At 65.6% G+C, this 15,085-nt stretch carries 15 protein-coding genes; 6 read left to right on the forward strand and 9 right to left on the reverse strand.

The features are described from left to right. Positions 1–323 precede the first annotated feature (323 nt). The 3 genes from ACM14_RS26865 to ACM14_RS26875 all read left to right on the forward strand — a co-directional run bounded on the left by ACM14_RS26865 (position 324) and on the right by ACM14_RS26875 (position 3,476). Positions 324–1,286, forward strand: a complete 963-nt coding sequence (locus ACM14_RS26865; RefSeq protein WP_012206917.1) for a tripartite tricarboxylate transporter substrate binding protein BugE — start codon at positions 324–326, stop codon at positions 1,284–1,286. A gap of 76 nt (positions 1,287–1,362) precedes the next feature. Next, complete coding sequence (gene xerD / locus ACM14_RS26870; RefSeq protein WP_012206916.1) at positions 1,363–2,346, forward strand: site-specific tyrosine recombinase XerD; 984 nt, start codon at positions 1,363–1,365, stop codon at positions 2,344–2,346. Between the two features lie 131 nt (positions 2,347–2,477). Then, positions 2,478–3,476: a tripartite tricarboxylate transporter substrate binding protein gene (locus ACM14_RS26875; protein WP_013801099.1), complete on the forward strand. Its 999-nt coding sequence runs from the start codon at positions 2,478–2,480 to the stop codon at positions 3,474–3,476. Between the two features lie 82 nt (positions 3,477–3,558). Here the strand turns inward: ACM14_RS26875 and ACM14_RS26880 are convergent, their stop codons facing one another. From ACM14_RS26880 to ACM14_RS26890, 3 genes are all read right to left on the reverse strand, one after another. Then, positions 3,559–4,848, reverse strand: coding sequence for an EAL and HDOD domain-containing protein (locus ACM14_RS26880; protein WP_012206914.1), 1,290 nt, complete (start codon positions 4,846–4,848; stop codon positions 3,559–3,561). Positions 4,849–4,906: 58 nt separating this feature from the next. Next, positions 4,907–6,184 (reverse strand): EAL and HDOD domain-containing protein, encoded by a 1,278-nt coding sequence (locus tag ACM14_RS26885; protein WP_013801100.1) that lies wholly within the window; start codon positions 6,182–6,184, stop codon positions 4,907–4,909. Positions 6,185–6,372: 188 nt separating this feature from the next. Next, on the reverse strand, positions 6,373–7,179 hold the full coding sequence (locus tag ACM14_RS26890) for a ferritin-like domain-containing protein (protein ID WP_013801101.1): 807 nt from the start codon (positions 7,177–7,179) through the stop codon (positions 6,373–6,375). 54 nt (positions 7,180–7,233) lie between these two features. Between ACM14_RS26890 and ACM14_RS26895 the strand changes: the two genes are divergently transcribed. Together ACM14_RS26895 and ACM14_RS26900 are read left to right on the forward strand one after the other, a co-directional pair. Further along, positions 7,234–7,758, forward strand: coding sequence for a gamma carbonic anhydrase family protein (locus ACM14_RS26895; RefSeq protein ID WP_012206911.1), 525 nt, complete (start codon positions 7,234–7,236; stop codon positions 7,756–7,758). A 35-nt stretch (positions 7,759–7,793) separates the two neighbouring features. Continuing rightward, the gene (locus ACM14_RS26900; protein ID WP_012206910.1) at positions 7,794–8,786 is read left to right on the forward strand and encodes an Hsp33 family molecular chaperone HslO; all 993 of its coding nucleotides are present in this window, start codon (positions 7,794–7,796) and stop codon (positions 8,784–8,786) included. Positions 8,787–8,798: 12 nt separating this feature from the next. On the opposite strand, the gene ACM14_RS26905 is transcribed toward ACM14_RS26900, so the two are convergent. The 6 genes from ACM14_RS26905 to ACM14_RS26930 all read right to left on the reverse strand — a co-directional run bounded on the left by ACM14_RS26905 (position 8,799) and on the right by ACM14_RS26930 (position 14,117). Next, the gene (locus tag ACM14_RS26905; RefSeq protein WP_254662149.1) at positions 8,799–9,107 is read right to left on the reverse strand and encodes a hypothetical protein; all 309 of its coding nucleotides are present in this window, start codon (positions 9,105–9,107) and stop codon (positions 8,799–8,801) included. Positions 9,108–9,401: 294 nt separating this feature from the next. Next, a complete protein-coding gene (gene ftsB / locus ACM14_RS26910) occupies positions 9,402–9,680 on the reverse strand; it encodes a cell division protein FtsB (RefSeq protein WP_012206908.1) in 279 nt (92 codons plus the stop codon). 64 nt (positions 9,681–9,744) lie between these two features. After that, positions 9,745–11,031: a phosphopyruvate hydratase gene (eno, locus tag ACM14_RS26915; protein ID WP_065347855.1), complete on the reverse strand. Its 1,287-nt coding sequence runs from the start codon at positions 11,029–11,031 to the stop codon at positions 9,745–9,747. Between the two features lie 234 nt (positions 11,032–11,265). Beyond that, positions 11,266–11,556: a DUF1330 domain-containing protein gene (locus ACM14_RS26920; RefSeq protein WP_012206906.1), complete on the reverse strand. Its 291-nt coding sequence runs from the start codon at positions 11,554–11,556 to the stop codon at positions 11,266–11,268. A 3-nt stretch (positions 11,557–11,559) separates the two neighbouring features. Beyond that, on the reverse strand, positions 11,560–12,417 hold the full coding sequence (gene kdsA / locus ACM14_RS26925) for a 3-deoxy-8-phosphooctulonate synthase (protein ID WP_012206905.1): 858 nt from the start codon (positions 12,415–12,417) through the stop codon (positions 11,560–11,562). A 41-nt stretch (positions 12,418–12,458) separates the two neighbouring features. Next, positions 12,459–14,117 (reverse strand): CTP synthase, encoded by a 1,659-nt coding sequence (locus tag ACM14_RS26930; protein WP_012206904.1) that lies wholly within the window; start codon positions 14,115–14,117, stop codon positions 12,459–12,461. A gap of 102 nt (positions 14,118–14,219) precedes the next feature. On the opposite strand from ACM14_RS26930, the gene coaBC reads away from it, so the two are divergent. Further along, on the forward strand, positions 14,220–15,085 hold an 866-nt coding region (gene coaBC, locus ACM14_RS26935; RefSeq protein WP_065347858.1), incomplete at its 3' end, for a bifunctional phosphopantothenoylcysteine decarboxylase/phosphopantothenate--cysteine ligase CoaBC.

The raw sequence follows: 15,085 nt of genomic DNA on the forward strand, positions 1-15,085 counted from the left end.
GCAGAGCATAAGCGCAACCCCGCAGTCGCCGCGTCTCCCGAGAAACCATGGCGCGAGGCTAGGGGTAAACACCGGGAAATCAGTGCTGCGACAAACTGTGACAACCGGGCCCCGGGCCTTAGCATCGCTGGGGTCCACACAGCCGATCCGAAAGCGCAGGTCCTGACGACCGTCAAGCGCGCAGCGGGCTCCAGGCCCCACCATGGCTGTTCCGTGGCAGCGTTTGCGAGCCTTCGTTTCGCAGACCATCCATCCGCAGGCACGGCCTTGCGGATGTCCATGAAACCTTCTTCGTCAACACGACCCCCAAAAGGAGATCTTGTATGAATCGTCGCAGCTGGATGGGCCTGACCCTGGTCCTCGCAAGCACCGGAGCCCTGGCCCAGGCCTATCCCACCAAGCCGATCAAGCTGGTGGTGCCCTTCGCCCCCGGTGGCACGACCGACATCATCGCCCGCGTGATCGCCGAACCCCTGACCAAGGAACTGGGCCAGCCCGTGGTGGTGGACAACCGCGGCGGTGGCGGTGGCGTGATCGGCGCCATGGAAACCGCGCGCTCGCAGCCCGATGGCTACAGCCTGGGCATCGCCACGGTCTCGACCACGGCGACCAACCCCGCGATCAACCCCAAGATCTCGTACAACACGCTGACGGACTTCACGCCCATCATCAACGTGGCGGCCACGCCCAACGTGATTGCGGTGAACCCCAAGTTCCCCGCCAAGGACTACAAGAGCTTCGAGGCCGAACTCAAGAAGTCCCAGGGCAAGTACTCCTATGCCTCCTCGGGCACGGGCGGCATCCAGCACATGCTGATGGAGCTGTACAAGAGCCTGACCAACACCTTCGTCACCCACATCCCCTACCGCGGTGCAGGCCCGGCGCTCAACGACGTGGTGGCGGGCCAGGTGCCCATGGTGCTGGACAACCTGCCCTCGGCCCTGCCGTTCATCAAGGACAACCGCCTGGTGCCCATCGTGGTGGCCGCGCCCCAGCGCCTGGCCGTACTGCCCAATGTGCCCACCTTCAAGGAAGTGGGCCTGGAGCCGGTGAACCGCATGGCCTACTACGGCATCCTGGGCCCCAAGAACATGCCCAAGGACGTGGTGGACAAGATCAACGCCGCCGTGCGCAAGGTGCTGCAGGACCCGGCCGTGCGCAAGCGCATCGAGGACACGGGCTCCCTGGTCATCGGCAACTCGCCTGAAGAGTTCGCCAAGCAGATCAAGGACGAGTACGAGACGTACAAGAAGGTGGTTGCTCAGCAGAAACTCACGCTGGAGTAAGCACCGCCTTGAGCGGTTGGCTCAGAACCCGAGGCTCCTTGCGGACCTCGGGTTTTTTCGTTGTAGGCTTGATGGGATGTCCCAAGTGCCTGTTGCTTCCATCGCTTCCCCATCGGCTGCCGAAGCCGAATCTGCTGCCGATCCTGCATCCTGGCCGGCGCCGCTGCCGGCCAGCCTGGATGCGCTGGACCTGTTCATGGATGCGCTGCTGCTGGAGGACGGGCTGTCGCGCAATACGCTGGCGGCCTATCGCCGGGATCTGACGGCCTGGGGGCGGTGGCTGGCGCACCAGCAGCCGCCGCTGGCGCTGGATGCGGCGGGCGAGCTGGAGCTGCAGGGCTATTTCGCGGTGCGGGTGGAGCAGACCAAGGCCAGCTCTTCCAACCGGCGGCTGACGGTGCTGCGCCGCTACTACCACTGGGCGCTGCGCGAGCAGCGCATTGCCGCCGATCCAACGGCACGCATGCTGGCGGCCCGGCAGCCGCCGCGCGTGCCGCATACGCTGACGCAGGCGCAGGTGGAGGCACTGCTCAGGGCGCCCGATGTCGATACGCCACTGGGCCTGCGTGACCGCGCCATGCTGGAGCTGATGTATGCCAGCGGCCTGCGCGTGAGCGAGCTGGTGGATCTGCCCTTGCATGGCATCGATCTGCGCTCGGGCGTATTGCGCGTGACGGGCAAGGGGCAAAAGGAAAGGCTGGTGCCCTTCGGCCAGGAGGCGCACTGGTGGCTGGAGCGCTACCTGGCCACGGCGCGTGGTGCCATCCTGGGCGGGCAGCGCAGCGATGCGGTCTTCGTGACCCAGCGCGGAGCGGCCATGAGCCGCGTGATGTTCTGGGTCATCGTCAAGCGCTGCGCGCAGGTTGCGGGCGTGACGGCACCGCTGTCGCCGCACACGCTGCGCCATGCCTTCGCCACCCACCTGCTCAACCATGGCGCAGACCTGCGCGTGGTGCAGATGCTGCTGGGCCATGCCGACATCTCCACCACCACCATCTACACCCATGTGGCGCGCGAGCGGCTCAAGGCATTGCACGCTTTGCACCATCCGCGTGGTTGATTGGGTGTGAAGGGTTCGCCGGTTTGGGTGTTTCTGCCGTTGAAATCGTCGAAGTGGCAAAGCCTGTCCCGGGGATATGCGCTTTGCAGAACAATCACCGCCGTGTTCGATGTGTTTCTGCGGAGTTTTCGATGACTGATTTCCTGCGCCGGCATGTGCTGGTGACTTCCATGCTGGCGGCGACGGTCGCTGCTGCGGCCTTGCCGATGTCCGCGTCGGCCGCCGATGCCGCCTGGCCCAGCCGGCCCATCCGCGTGGTGGTTTCCTATCCGGCCGGTGGCGTCAGCGACGTGGTGGCGCGCGCCCTGGGCGAGAAGCTGGCCGCCCGCCTGGGCCAGCCCGTGGTGGTGGACAACAAGGCCGGCGCCGGCGGCGCCATCGGTCTGGACCTGGTGGCCAAGGCCGCACCTGATGGCTATACGCTGGGCTTTTCCTCCATCAGCCCGCTGACGCTGAGCCCGCACCTGGGCAAGCCGCTGTTCGATCCGCAGCGCGATCTCGTGCCCGTGACCAGCGTGATGTATTCGCCCGTGCTGCTGCTGGGCACGGCCCGCTCCACGGCGACCGATTTCAAGGCACTGGTGGCGCAGGCCAAGGCCCAACCCGGCGAAGTCCGCTGGGCCACGGCCGGCCTGGCATCGCTGGGCCACATCATGCTCGAGCAGATCATGTATGCCTCGCAGGCCAAGATCACGCACATCCCCTACAAGGGCGGCGGCCAGCAGCTCAATGATGGCCTGAGCGCCCAGTTCGAGGTGCTCTCCACCAACGCCGGGCCGGCCGTGCTGCAGCACATCAAGGCGGGCAAGTTCAAGGCCCTGGCCGTGGGCGCCCCCCAGCGCCTGGAGTCGCTGCCCGGCGTGCCCACGCTGGCCGAGCTGGGCTACAAGAGCGCCAACATGACCTCGGTGTTCGGCATCTTCGCGCCCGCAGGAACGCCCGCGCCCGTGCTGCAAAGGCTCAATGCCGAGATCAACCAGGTGCTGACCCAGCCCGACATGCGTGCCAAGCTGGAGGCCACCGACAACGTGGCCACGGGCGGCAAGGCCGAGGATTTCGCGCGCCAGATCGAGGCCGAGTCCCAGTCCAACGCGCGCATCATCCAGGCTGCAGGCATCAAGCTGAACTGATACCGCTCGCTGCGGCGCGTGGCATGCAAAAAGGGCTTGCGGCTTCACGGCCGCAAGCCCTTTGCCATGGTGGCTGACCCGTTCAGACCGTGGCGTCGTCCGCCGTGAGGTTGTCGGCCCAGGCCAGTGCCTGCAGATGCGCCCAGTTGACCTGGTGGTTGGACAGCTGCAAGGCGTTGGCGGCGCGCGCAAAGCCTTCGTCGTCGCCGCTTTCGCAGGCGCGCGTCAGCTCCAGGAAGGGCGCGAACACGCCCTTGTTGTGCACCAGCGCATCGATCACGGGCTGGGGCAGGGCGATGGATTCCAGCGCCTTTTCCATGGGCTGGCCCAGCATCACGTCCAGCAGCGAGAACACGCCCACCACGAAGGCGTTGTCGCATTCCTCGGGCGAGAGCAGCTCGGCCGTCAGCAGCTCCATCAGGCGTCCGCGCACCACGGCGGTCTGGCCCACGGCCGGTGGCGTGCCGCCCGCGCGCGAAGTGGTCAAAAGCAGGGCCGCCCAGCGGAACAGCTTCTTGAGGCCCAGGATCATCACCGCGTGGCGGAACGAAGTGATCTCGCAGGACAGGCCGAATCCCGAGGAGTTGATGAAGCGCAGCAGGTTGAAGGACAGCGTGGGGTCCTTCTTGAGCAGGGCCTCGATCTCGTCCGTGCTGGCCTGCTGGCGCACCAGGTTGATCAGCTGGATGATGGTGGCCTGCGTGGGGCGGATGGTGCGCGCCTGCACCAGCTGCGGCTGGGCGAACCAGAAGCCCTGGAACAGCCGTACGCCCAGGTCGCGCATGCGCTCGAACTGCTCGGAGGTCTCGACCTTTTCGGCCACGATCTGGGCATTGGTATGGGCGCGCGCGAAATTCACCAGGGTCTCGGCATCGGCCAGTGCAAAGGTCTGCATGTCCAGCTTGATGAATGCGGCCGCAGGCAGCCAGCTGGCATAGGCGCGGCGCAGCAGGTGCTGGTTGAAGGCCAGGCGGAAACCGCGCTGGCGCAGGGCCTGGAAGGTGGGCAGGCGCTCTTCGATATCGGCTGTGGTGGCGTTCTCGCCCAGCGTGGTCACTTCCAGCACCACCTTGTCGGGGTGGATCAGTTCCAGGTGGCCGCCGGCCAGGCTGTCATGCGTGCAATTGATGAAGACCGTCTTCTTGCCCACCAGCGCCTCGGCTCCCGCATACGACAGTGCGTTGAACAGCAGGGCGGCATCGGAGGCCGCCGTGTGCGCATGCTGGGCTGTGGAGCGATCGAAGAGTTCATAGCCGAAGACATCGCGCGCCTCGTTGACGATGGCCTGGCGCGCAATGACGGCCACCTGTCCGTCCTCCACTCCTTCTGGCAGGGGTGGTGGCGGAGCGGAGGAGTTGTCGTTGGTAGTCATTTGGAAGCTGAGAAAGATGAAGGAGCGGCGGCGTTGAGTTGCGTGCGATAGCTCATGACTATAGCGAGCTGTCTGCCAGTTGATCGGTCCAGGCCAGGGCCTGCAGATGGGCCCAGTTGATCTGCTGGCTGCTCAGGCGCAGTGCGTCTGCGCTGCGGTTGAAGGCTGCGTCGTCGCTGGCTTCGCAGGCCTGGGCCAGGATCAGCAGCTCGCCCAGCACGCCTTCGTGGCGCAGCACGGCGGCGGAGACGGCATCGGGCACGGGGATCAGGCTCATGGCCACATCCTGCGGCAGGTCCAGCATGCTGCCCAGCAGCGAGAAGATTCCGACGACGAAGGCCTGGTCGGAGTCTTCCTCGCTCAGCGATTCCTGGGCCAGCAGCTCCATCAGCCGCCCGCGGATCACGGCGGTCTGGCCGATGGCCGGCGGCGGGCCGCCGTTGCGCGATGCGGTCAGCAGCATGGCCGCCCAGCGGAACAGCTTCTTGAGGCCCATGAGCATCACGGCCTGGCGGAAGGAGGTGATCTCGCGTTGCACGCCAAAACCCACGGAATTGATCAGGCGCATCAGGTTGAAGGCCAGGCCCGCATCCTTCTTGAGCACATCCTCGATGGCATCGGTGCTGGCCTGCTGGCGCACCAGATTCAGCAGCTGGACGATGCTTTGCTGCGAGGGCGACAGCAGCTTGGTGCGCACCACCGTGGGCCGCGCAAACCAGAAGCCCTGGAACAGCTGAATGCCCAGGCGGCCCACCTGCTCGTACTGCTGTGCGCTTTCCACCTTCTCGGCGATCAGCTCGGCGCGCGTGTGGCGGCCAGCGAAGTTGACCAGCACGGCCAACTGGTCAGGGGCCAGCACGGACAGGTCGAACTTGATGTAGTCGGCCAGGGGCAGCCAGGCCGCATAGGCGGACTCCAGCACCGTGTGATTGAAGGCCAGGTTGAAGCCGCGCGCGCGCAGATTGCTGAGGATGGGCAGGCGGGCCTGCACCTCTTGTTGTGCGGCCAGGCCCAGCGGCGGGATCTCCAGCACCACCTTGTCGGGGTTGAGCAGCTCCAGATGCCCGCCGGCCAGGCTTTCATGCGTGCAGTTGACGAACATCAACTTGGTGCCGACCAGGTCCTCCTCGCCGGCATGCGACAGGGCCGTGAACACCAGGGACACGTCCGAGGCCGCCGTATGGTCCGGGTAGGCGCGCGAACGGTTGAAAAGCTCGTAGCCGATGATCTGCTGCACCCCGTTGACGATGGCCTGGCGCGCGATCATTCCCCGGTCTGTGGACGCGGGGCTGGCCGCAGGGGCATCGTTGAAGAGATGGACAGGCAATTCGGTCATGGAGTGTTCGGTCGATGAGGCACGGTAAGCAGCAGATCTGATTGTAGGAATGTTCTGAATAAATATGCCGACAGGCAGTGTCTGCTGGGACAAGTCCGATTGCGGAGTCGGACCCATCCTAGTTTGTAAACCATTGTGCGGCCATGCGGACGGGACGGGCCTGTCCGCGCGGCTGCGGCAGTCTTTCTTCAGACCTGCTGCAGCCAGGCCAGTTCGGTATCGGTGAAGCCAGCGGCGCGGCGCGCGCGCTCGTTGAAGGGCGGGCGCAGGCGCGGCGCCTCGTAGCGCTGCGTCAGGTGCTGGTAGTGCGCCTCCGGCTCCAGGCCTTCACGCTCGCACAGCCAGCGGTACCAGTGGTTGCCTATGGCCACATGGCCCACTTCCTCGCGCAGGATGATGTCGAGGATGTCCACGGCCGCCAGCGCATCGGGCGCGCGCGTGTTGCGCAGCTTGTTCTGGATCTGGGGCGTGGCGTCCAGGCCCCGTGCCTCCAGCGTGCGTGGCACCAGGGCCATGCGGGCCACCACGTCATGCGCGGTCTTCTCGCACATGGTCCACAGGCCCTGGTGGGCCGGGAAATCGCCATAGTCGTGGCCCAGGTGCGCGCGCAGATGCTCGCGCAGCAGGCGAAAGTGCTTGGCCTCCTCGGCGGCCACCTGCAGCCAGTCCAGGTAGTACTGCTGCGGCATGCCGTCAAAGCGCCAGACGGCATCCAGCGCCAGATTGATGGCGTTGAACTCGATGTGGGCAATGGCGTGGATCAGCACGGCCCGGCCTTCGGGCGTGGCCGGCGAGCGCCTTGCAACGGCGGTGTGGTGGCGCAGCTCGGGCCGCAGCGGGCGGCCCGGCAGGTCCGGTGCGGGATCGGGCAGGGCCGGTGCCTGCGCCGCTATTGAATAAAGCGCCTGCCGTGCATACATGTCCAACGCGGCGGCGGCCTTTTCTTCGGGGTCCGGGAGGCACAAAACCTCAAGGGCGCGGTGACGTAACTCCATCCCTACAATTCTAGGTTTCCTGCCATCACCAATAATTGACGGAGACAAAGACCCATGGCGATTTATGAACTGGATGGAGTGGCCCCTGAAGTGGCAGCATCGGCCTGGGTGGCCGACAGCGCCGAGGTCATGGGCAATGTGCAGCTGGCTGAAGACGCCAGCATCTGGTTCGGCGCCGTGCTGCGCGGCGACTGCGAGAGCATTTCCATCGGCGAGGGAAGCAACATCCAGGACGCCAGCGTGCTGCATGCCGACCTGGGCAAGCCGCTGGTCGTGGGGCGCCATGTGACCGTGGGCCACCAGGTCATGCTGCATGGCTGCACCATCGGCGACGAGTCGCTGATCGGCATCGGTGCCGTGGTGCTCAACGGCGCGAAGATCGGCAGGAACTGCCTGGTCGGCGCAGGCGCCCTCATCACCGAGGGCAAGGAGTTTCCCGATGGCTCGATGATCATCGGCAGCCCGGCCAAGGCCGTGCGCCAATTGACGCCCGAGCAGATCGAAGGCTTGCGCCGCAGCGCCCAACACTATGTCGATAATGCGCGCCGGTTCAAGACCGGGTTGCGCAAGCTGGGCTGAGCGAGGCCCGGCACTTTTTTACGGAATCCATCAGCGTGTCTGAACTGCATAAATTCATCTTCGAAGGCCTGCCCGTGCGCGGCTCCATCGTCCGCCTCACCGACGCCTGGCAGGAAATCCTGCAACGCCGCGCGGGCAACGGAGAGACCGGCGCCTACCCCGCTGCCGTGCGCGAACTGCTGGGCGAAATGGCGGCTGCCGGCGTGCTCATGCAGTCCAACATCAAGTTCAACGGCGCCCTGGTCTTCCAGGTCATGGGCGACGGCCCGGTCAAGCTGGCCGTGGCCGAGGTGCAGTCCGACTTCGGCCTGCGCGCCACCGCCACCCTGATCGGGGAGGCGCCCGAAGGCGCCACGCTGGAGCAATTGCTCAATGTGAATGGTGGTGGCCGCTGCGCCATCACGCTGGATCCCAAGGGGCGCCAGCCGGGCCAGCAGCCCTACCAGGGCGTGGTGCCGCTGCAGGATGCGCAAGGCCGCAGGTTCTCCAAGGTGTCCGATGCACTGCAGCATTACATGCTGCAGTCCGAGCAGCTGGACACCGTGCTGGTGCTGGCCGCCAATGACCAGTTGGCTGCCGGCCTGCTGATCCAGCGCATGCCGGTCAAGGGCGAGGCCAACCTGGCCTCCGCTACCGAAAGCGAGCAATCGGGCCAGGACGCCATCGGCCTGAACGAGGACTACAACCGCATCGCCACGCTGGCCGCCAGCCTGACGCGTGACGAACTGCTCACGCTGGATGTGGAAACCATCCTGCGGCGCCTGTTCTGGGAAGAAAAGCTGATGCGCTTCGTCCCCCAGCAGGACGAAGAGCGCCCGCGCTTTGCCTGCACCTGCAGCCGTGAGCGCGTGGGCGCCATGCTGGTTTCGCTGGGCATTGAAGAGGTGGACAGCATCCTGGAGGAGCGCGGCAATATCGAGGTGGGCTGCGACTTCTGCGGCAAGCAGTACGAGTTCGATCCCATCGATGCCGCCCAGCTGTTCACCGAGGCCGGCAAGCAGCCGCCGACCTCGACGAACGTCCAGTAAATACGCTCGGAGTCAGTCCCGCCCGCTGCGCAGCGCGTCGAACAATCGCCGCTCGCAGTCCGGGTCGCTGCATTGCTCGCAGCCGTAGGGGCGAAGGCGCGCGCTGCGTTGCGCGGGGCTTGCGGGCAGCCAGGACCAGTCCATTTGCGGAGCCTTGAGCCTGAGCGACTCGGCCAGCTGTTGCCATTGCCGGGCGGTATTGCCGTAGAGCACCACGTAGTCGCGTGACTGGCTTTGCAATTGGTCGCGCCAATGCTGGAGCTGGGCGGCCGGGCCATTGCTCACCCCTTCGTGCTCGGTGACGGAGGCTCTCCAATCCATTCCCAGCAGGTAGACGGCCCCATGTTCCGGCAGAGACTGCCCCGGCTCGGCCGCCAGGCATTGCCAGTCAGTGGGAGATGCTCCGTGGTGCCGCCAGGCCTGGCGCAGTGCATGGGCCATGGAAAGCGCGAGCGCGGGCGGCGATCCCAGAAGAATCACCGGGGGCGGGGGCAAGCGGTCTGTGTCCAAGTACCTGTCTCGGCTTGAGCGCGGGCCCGGTAACGGGCGCAGGCGCCTTGTTGCAAAAGCACAAGGCCGGCATGAAGCCGGCCTTGGTGCAAAAAATCCCAACCTTCAGCGCCGCACGATCTGCACGAAGATCTCGTTGGGCTTGACCATGCCCAGCTCGCTGCGGGCCTTTTCCTCGACCATGGCCAGGCCGTCCTTGAGGTCGTTGACTTCGGAGGCCAGGCGGTCGTTCTCGGCCTTTTCCAGGGCATTGGCCACGTTCTGGTCGTGGATCTGCTGCTGCAGTTCCTTGACGTAGGCCACGCTGCCATGGCCCAGCCACAACTGCGCGTGCACGGCGGCGAGCAGGGCGAGCAGGACAAGGGGGACGACGCGGTTGACCATGGCAGCAGATGTTGCGGAAAGGAAAAAGGCTTGCAGGCCCGATGGCTTGCAAGCCTAACGCTTTTCAGCGCAGGTTGTAGAAAGCCTCGCGGCCGGGGTAGTGGGCGATGTCACCCAGGTCTTCCTCGATGCGCAGCAGCTGGTTGTACTTGGCGATGCGGTCCGAACGGCTCAGCGAGCCGGTCTTGATCTGGCCGGCATTGGTGCCCACCGAGATGTCGGCAATCGTCGAATCTTCGGTTTCGCCCGAGCGGTGAGAGATCACGGCCGTGTAGCCTGCGCGCTTGGCCATTTCGATGGCGGCGAAGGTTTCGGTCAGCGTGCCGATCTGGTTGATCTTGATCAGGATGGAGTTGGCGATCTTCTTGTCGATGCCTTCCTTCAGGATCTTGGTGTTGGTGACGAACAGGTCGTCGCCCACCAGCTGGACCTTGGCGGCCAGGCGGTCGGTCAGGATCTTCCAGCCATCCCAGTCGCCTTCGGCCATGCCGTCCTCGATGGAGATGATGGGGTACTTGTCGCACCAGCCGGCCAGCATGTCGGTCCACTGGGTGGCGGTCAGCGTCAGGTTGCCTTCACCGGCCAGCACGTACATGCCGTCCTTGTAGAACTCGCTGGCGGCGCAGTCCAGGCCCAGGGCGATCTGTTCGCCGGCCGTGTAGCCTGCGTTTTCGATGGCCTGCAGGATCAGCTGGATGGCGGCTTCGTGGTTTTCCACGGAAGGCGCAAAACCGCCTTCGTCGCCAACGGCCGTGCTCATGCCCTTGTCGTGGATGATCTTCTTGAGCGCGTGGAAGACTTCGGCACCCCAGCGCACGGCTTCGCGGAACGAAGGCGCGCCCACGGGGATGATCATGAATTCCTGCAGGTCCAGGCTGTTGTTGGCGTGCGCGCCGCCGTTGATGACGTTCATCATCGGCACGGGCAGCTGCATGCCACCCATGCCGCCCAGGTAGCGGTACAGCGGCAGGCCGGCTTCTTCGGCGGCGGCGCGGGCCACGGCCATGGAGACGGCCAGCATGGCGTTGGCGCCCAGGCGGCCCTTGTTGTCCGTGCCGTCCAGGTCGATCAGGGTCTTGTCCAGGAAGGCCTGCTCGGAGGCGTCCAGGCCCAGCACGGCTTCGGAGATCTCGGTGTTGATGTGCTCGACGGCCTTGAGCACGCCCTTGCCCAGGTAGCGGCTCTTGTCGCCGTCACGCAGCTCGATGGCTTCGCGCGAGCCGGTGGACGCACCCGAAGGCACGGCGGCGCGGCCCATCACGCCCGATTCCAGCAGCACGTCGCACTCGACGGTGGGGTTGCCGCGGCTGTCCAGCACTTCGCGGCCTACGATGTCAACGATTGCACTCATGGCATTTCCTTTGCGGTTTTTGAAATCGGTGTTCAGGCGGGTTCCGGTGAGGTTGCGCCCTGGTGCTTGCCGGGCAAGCGGTATGGGTGGTCGGTGGCGTGGCAGGCTGCCGTGCCGCCGGGCACAGCCGTGCTCCGCGGCGCAGTATCTGCGATCGGGCGGCGGCTATTGTGCACAAATTGGTTGTATGGCTTTGTATGCGCTGCGCTCTTGACGAGCCGGGGTGGCTGGCCGTCAGACGCCTTCCACGCAGACCATGCGCATGATGGATGCGCCTTCACGCGCCTCGCGGGCACGCAGGTATTCGGGGGTGTCGTAGAACGCCCGGGCTGCCTCGAAGCTGGGGAACTTGAGGATCACGGTGCGGCCGGGGTTCCAGTCGCCTTCGAGCACTTCGACCTTGCCGCCGCGCACGCAGACTTCGGCGCCATGCACGCGCATGGCCTCGGTGCTCCACTTGCGGTATTCCTCGTACTGCTCGGGCTTGGTGACGGTGACGGACGCAATGATGTAGCCGCTGGCCATGGGTCAGACTCCAAAGTCGTTTTCGAGGAAGCCGTTCTTCTTGGTCACGTCGTCGAGCGCGACCAGGGTTTCGAGCAGTGCCTTCATGTGCTTGAGCGGCACGGCGTTGGGGCCGTCGCTGAGAGCGCAGGGAGGGTTGGGATGGGTTTCCATGAACAGGCCCGCCACGCCCACGGCCACGGCCGCGCGCGAGAGCACGGGCACCATCTCGCGCATGCCGCCGCTGCTGGTGCCGTTGCCGCCGGGCAGCTGCACGCTGTGCGTGGCGTCGAAGACGACGGGCGCGCCGGTCTCGCGCATGATGGACAGGCTGCGCATGTCCGAGACCAGGTTGTTGTAGCCGAAGCTGGCGCCGCGCTCGCAGGCCATGAAGCTGTCCTCGGGCAGGCCGGCTTCCTTTGCAGCCGCACGGGCCTTGTCGATGACATTCTTCATGTCATGCGGGGCCAGGAACTGGCCCTTCTTGATGTTCACCGGCCGGCCCGACTGGGCGACGGCGCGGATGAAGTCGGTCTGGCGGCACAGGAAGGCCGGCGTCTGCAGCACGTCCACGACCTGGGACACGGCCGGGATTTCGGACTCGGTGTGCACGTCGGTCAGGATGGGGACCTGCAGGTCCTTCTTCACCTTGGCGAGGATCTCCAGGCCCTTGTCCATGCCCGGGCCGCGAAAGCTGGCGCCCGAGCTGCGGTTGGCCTTGTCGTAGCTGCTCTTGAAGATGAAGTGGATGCCCAGGGCCGCCGTGATTTCCTTGAGATGCCCCGCCACGTCCATCTGCAGCTGTTCGGACTCGACGACGCAGGGGCCTGCAATGAGAAAGAAGCGCCGGTCGAGGCCGACATCGAAGCCGCAGAGTTTCATGGTGGGGATTCCTTGGGAAATGGTGGGCGGCGTTGCGGGGATCAGGGCTTGCGCGGCGCCTTCTGGCGTTCGATCGCAGCCTTCACGAAGGCATTGAACAGCGGGTGGCCGCTCCACGGCGTGGACTTGAACTCGGGGTGGAACTGCACGCCGATGTACCAGGGGTGAACTTCCTTGGGCAGCTCGACGATCTCGGTCAGCTGCTCGCGCTGCGTCAGCGCCGAGATCACCAGACCTGCTTCGCGCAGCTGGTCCAGATACTGGACGTTGGCTTCATAGCGGTGGCGGTGGCGCTCGGTGACCACGTCACCGTAGATGCTGTGGGCCAGCGTGCCGGCCTGCACGTCGGAGGACTGCGCGCCCAGGCGCATGGTGCCGCCCAGGTCGGAGTTCTCGTCGCGGGTCTTGACCGTGCCGTCGGCATCCTTCCACTCGGTGATCAGGGCGATCACGGGGTTGGCGGACTTGGGATCGAACTCGGTGGAGTTGGCGCCTTCGAGGCCGGCCACGTGGCGGGCGTATTCGATGGTGGCCACCTGCATGCCCAGGCAGATGCCCAGGTAGGGCACCTTGTTCTCGCGGGCGTAGCGGGCCGTGGAGATCTTGCCTTCCACGCCGCGCGAGCCGAAGCCGCCGGGCACGAGGATGGCGTCGTACTGCGAGAGCTTGTCGCGCGCATTGGCGTCGCTGATGGTCTCGGAATCGACGTGGGTGATCTTCACTGCCACATGGCTTTGCATGCCGGCGTGCTTGAGCGCCTCGTTGACGGACTTGTAGGCGTCCGACAGCTCGACGTACTTGCCGACCATGGCGATCTTGACCTCGCCCTGCGGGTGCTCGGTCTCGTGGACCAGGTCGTCCCAGCGCTTGAGGTTGGTGGGCGGCGTGTTCAGGCGCAGCTTGTCGCAGATCAGGCCGTCCAGGCCCTGCTCGTGCAGCATGCGGGGCACCTTGTAGATGGTGTCCACGTCCCACATGGAGATCACGCCCCACTCGGGAACGTTGGTGAACAGCGAGATCTTTTCCTTCTCCTCTTCCGGCACCTGGTGCTGCGCGCGGCACAGCAGGGCGTCGGGCTGGATGCCGATCTCGCGCAGCTTCTGCACGGTGTGCTGCGTGGGCTTGGTCTTGAGCTCGCCGGCCGTGGCAATCCAGGGCAGGTAGGTCAGGTGCACGAAGGCCGTGTTGTTGGGGCCCTGCTTGAGGGCCAGCTGGCGAACGGCTTCGAGGAAGGGCAGGGACTCGATATCGCCCACCGTGCCGCCGACTTCGCAGATGGCGACATCGACAGCGTCAGGCGTGCCCAGGCCGGCGCCGCGCTTGATGTACTCCTGGATTTCGTTGGTCACGTGCGGGATCACCTGCACGGTCTTGCCCAGGTAGTCGCCGCGGCGCTCCTTTTCCAGAACGCTCTGGTAGATGCGGCCGGTGGTGAAGTTGTTGGACTGCTTCATGCGCGTTTCGATGAAACGCTCGTAGTGGCCAAGGTCCAGATCGGTCTCGGCGCCATCATCGGTCACGAACACTTCACCGTGCTGGAAGGGCGACATGGTGCCCGGGTCCACGTTGATGTAGGGATCCAGCTTGATGAGGGTGACTTTGAGGCCGCGCGATTCGAGGATCGCAGCAAGGGAGGCTGAGGCGATTCCCTTGCCCAGGGAAGACACCACACCGCCTGTGACGAAGACAAATTTGGTCATGTCTTTTATTGGTGGTGGTAAAGCAGGATTATAGATGCGCCGCCGAATTCGCCGCGCCGCGCGGGGCTGCTCGGATGCTCCGGCTCTGCTAAATTGCGCGCCATGACTGAAGTGTTCGCAGGTAAACATCTGGTGCTCGGCCTCTCCGGAGGCGTGGCTTGTTACAAATCTGCCCAGCTGGTGCGCCTGCTGGTGCAGGCCGGGGCCACCGTGCAGGTGGTGATGACCGAGGCGGCAGAGCAGTTCATCACGCCGGTGACCATGCAGGCGCTGTCCGGCCGTCCGGTCTATGGTTCGCAGTGGGACGCGCGCGAGCCCAACAACATGCCCCACATCAACCTCAGTCGCGAGGCCGATGCCATGCTGATCGCGCCCTGCAGCGCCGACTTCATCGCACGCCTGGTGCAGGGCCGTTCCGACGAGCTGCTGAGCCTGATGTGCCTGGCTCGCCCCATGGACCGCGTGCCCCTGTTGCTGGCGCCTGCCATGAACCGCGAGATGTGGGCGCACCCGGCCACGCAGCGCAATCTGGCGCAGGTGGCGGCCGACGGTGCGCTGGTGCTGGGCGTGGGAACGGGCGACCAGGCCTGTGGCGAGGTGGGCGACGGCCGCATGCTGGAGCCCGAGGAAATCATGGAGGAGCTGGCTGCCTTCTTCACGCCCAAGCTGCTGCAGGGCCGCCAGGTGCTGGTCACGGCGGGCCCGACCTTCGAGGCCATCGACCCCGTGCGCGGCATCACCAACCATTCCAGCGGAAAGATGGGCTTTGCCATTGCGCGCGCCGCCCGCGATGCGGGCGCCCAGGTGACCCTGGTGGCCGGGCCCGTGCACCTGCGCACGCCGCGCGGCGTGAAGCGCATCGACGTGCAATCGGCGCAGCAGATGTTTGACGCCGTGCACCAGCAATTGCCGCAAGCCGGCGTGTTCATCGCCTACCAATTGCGCCTGTTCGCGGGCGTGCAGGCCAT

This window comes from Delftia sp. JD2, from assembly GCF_001682645.1.
Classification (GTDB): domain Bacteria; phylum Pseudomonadota; class Gammaproteobacteria; order Burkholderiales; family Burkholderiaceae_C; genus Comamonas; species Comamonas acidovorans.

Bases quoted from the DNA above. Each gene is read 5' to 3' on its own strand.
- ACM14_RS26865 (WP_012206917.1), top strand. From the start codon at position 324: ATGAATCGTCGCAGCTGGATGGGCCTGACCCTGGTCCTCGCAAGCACC.
- xerD (WP_012206916.1), top strand. From the start codon at position 1,363: ATGTCCCAAGTGCCTGTTGCTTCCATCGCTTCCCCATCGGCTGCCGAA.
- ACM14_RS26875 (WP_013801099.1), top strand. From the start codon at position 2,478: ATGACTGATTTCCTGCGCCGGCATGTGCTGGTGACTTCCATGCTGGCG.
- ACM14_RS26880 (WP_012206914.1), bottom strand. From the start codon at position 4,848: ATGACTACCAACGACAACTCCTCCGCTCCGCCACCACCCCTGCCAGAA.
- ACM14_RS26885 (WP_013801100.1), bottom strand. From the start codon at position 6,184: ATGACCGAATTGCCTGTCCATCTCTTCAACGATGCCCCTGCGGCCAGC.
- ACM14_RS26890 (WP_013801101.1), bottom strand. From the start codon at position 7,179: ATGGAGTTACGTCACCGCGCCCTTGAGGTTTTGTGCCTCCCGGACCCC.
- ACM14_RS26895 (WP_012206911.1), top strand. From the start codon at position 7,234: ATGGCGATTTATGAACTGGATGGAGTGGCCCCTGAAGTGGCAGCATCG.
- ACM14_RS26905 (WP_254662149.1), bottom strand. From the start codon at position 9,107: ATGGATTGGAGAGCCTCCGTCACCGAGCACGAAGGGGTGAGCAATGGC.
- ftsB (WP_012206908.1), bottom strand. From the start codon at position 9,680: ATGGTCAACCGCGTCGTCCCCCTTGTCCTGCTCGCCCTGCTCGCCGCC.
- eno (WP_065347855.1), bottom strand. From the start codon at position 11,031: ATGAGTGCAATCGTTGACATCGTAGGCCGCGAAGTGCTGGACAGCCGC.
- ACM14_RS26920 (WP_012206906.1), bottom strand. From the start codon at position 11,556: ATGGCCAGCGGCTACATCATTGCGTCCGTCACCGTCACCAAGCCCGAG.
- kdsA (WP_012206905.1), bottom strand. From the start codon at position 12,417: ATGAAACTCTGCGGCTTCGATGTCGGCCTCGACCGGCGCTTCTTTCTC.
- ACM14_RS26930 (WP_012206904.1), bottom strand. From the start codon at position 14,117: ATGACCAAATTTGTCTTCGTCACAGGCGGTGTGGTGTCTTCCCTGGGC.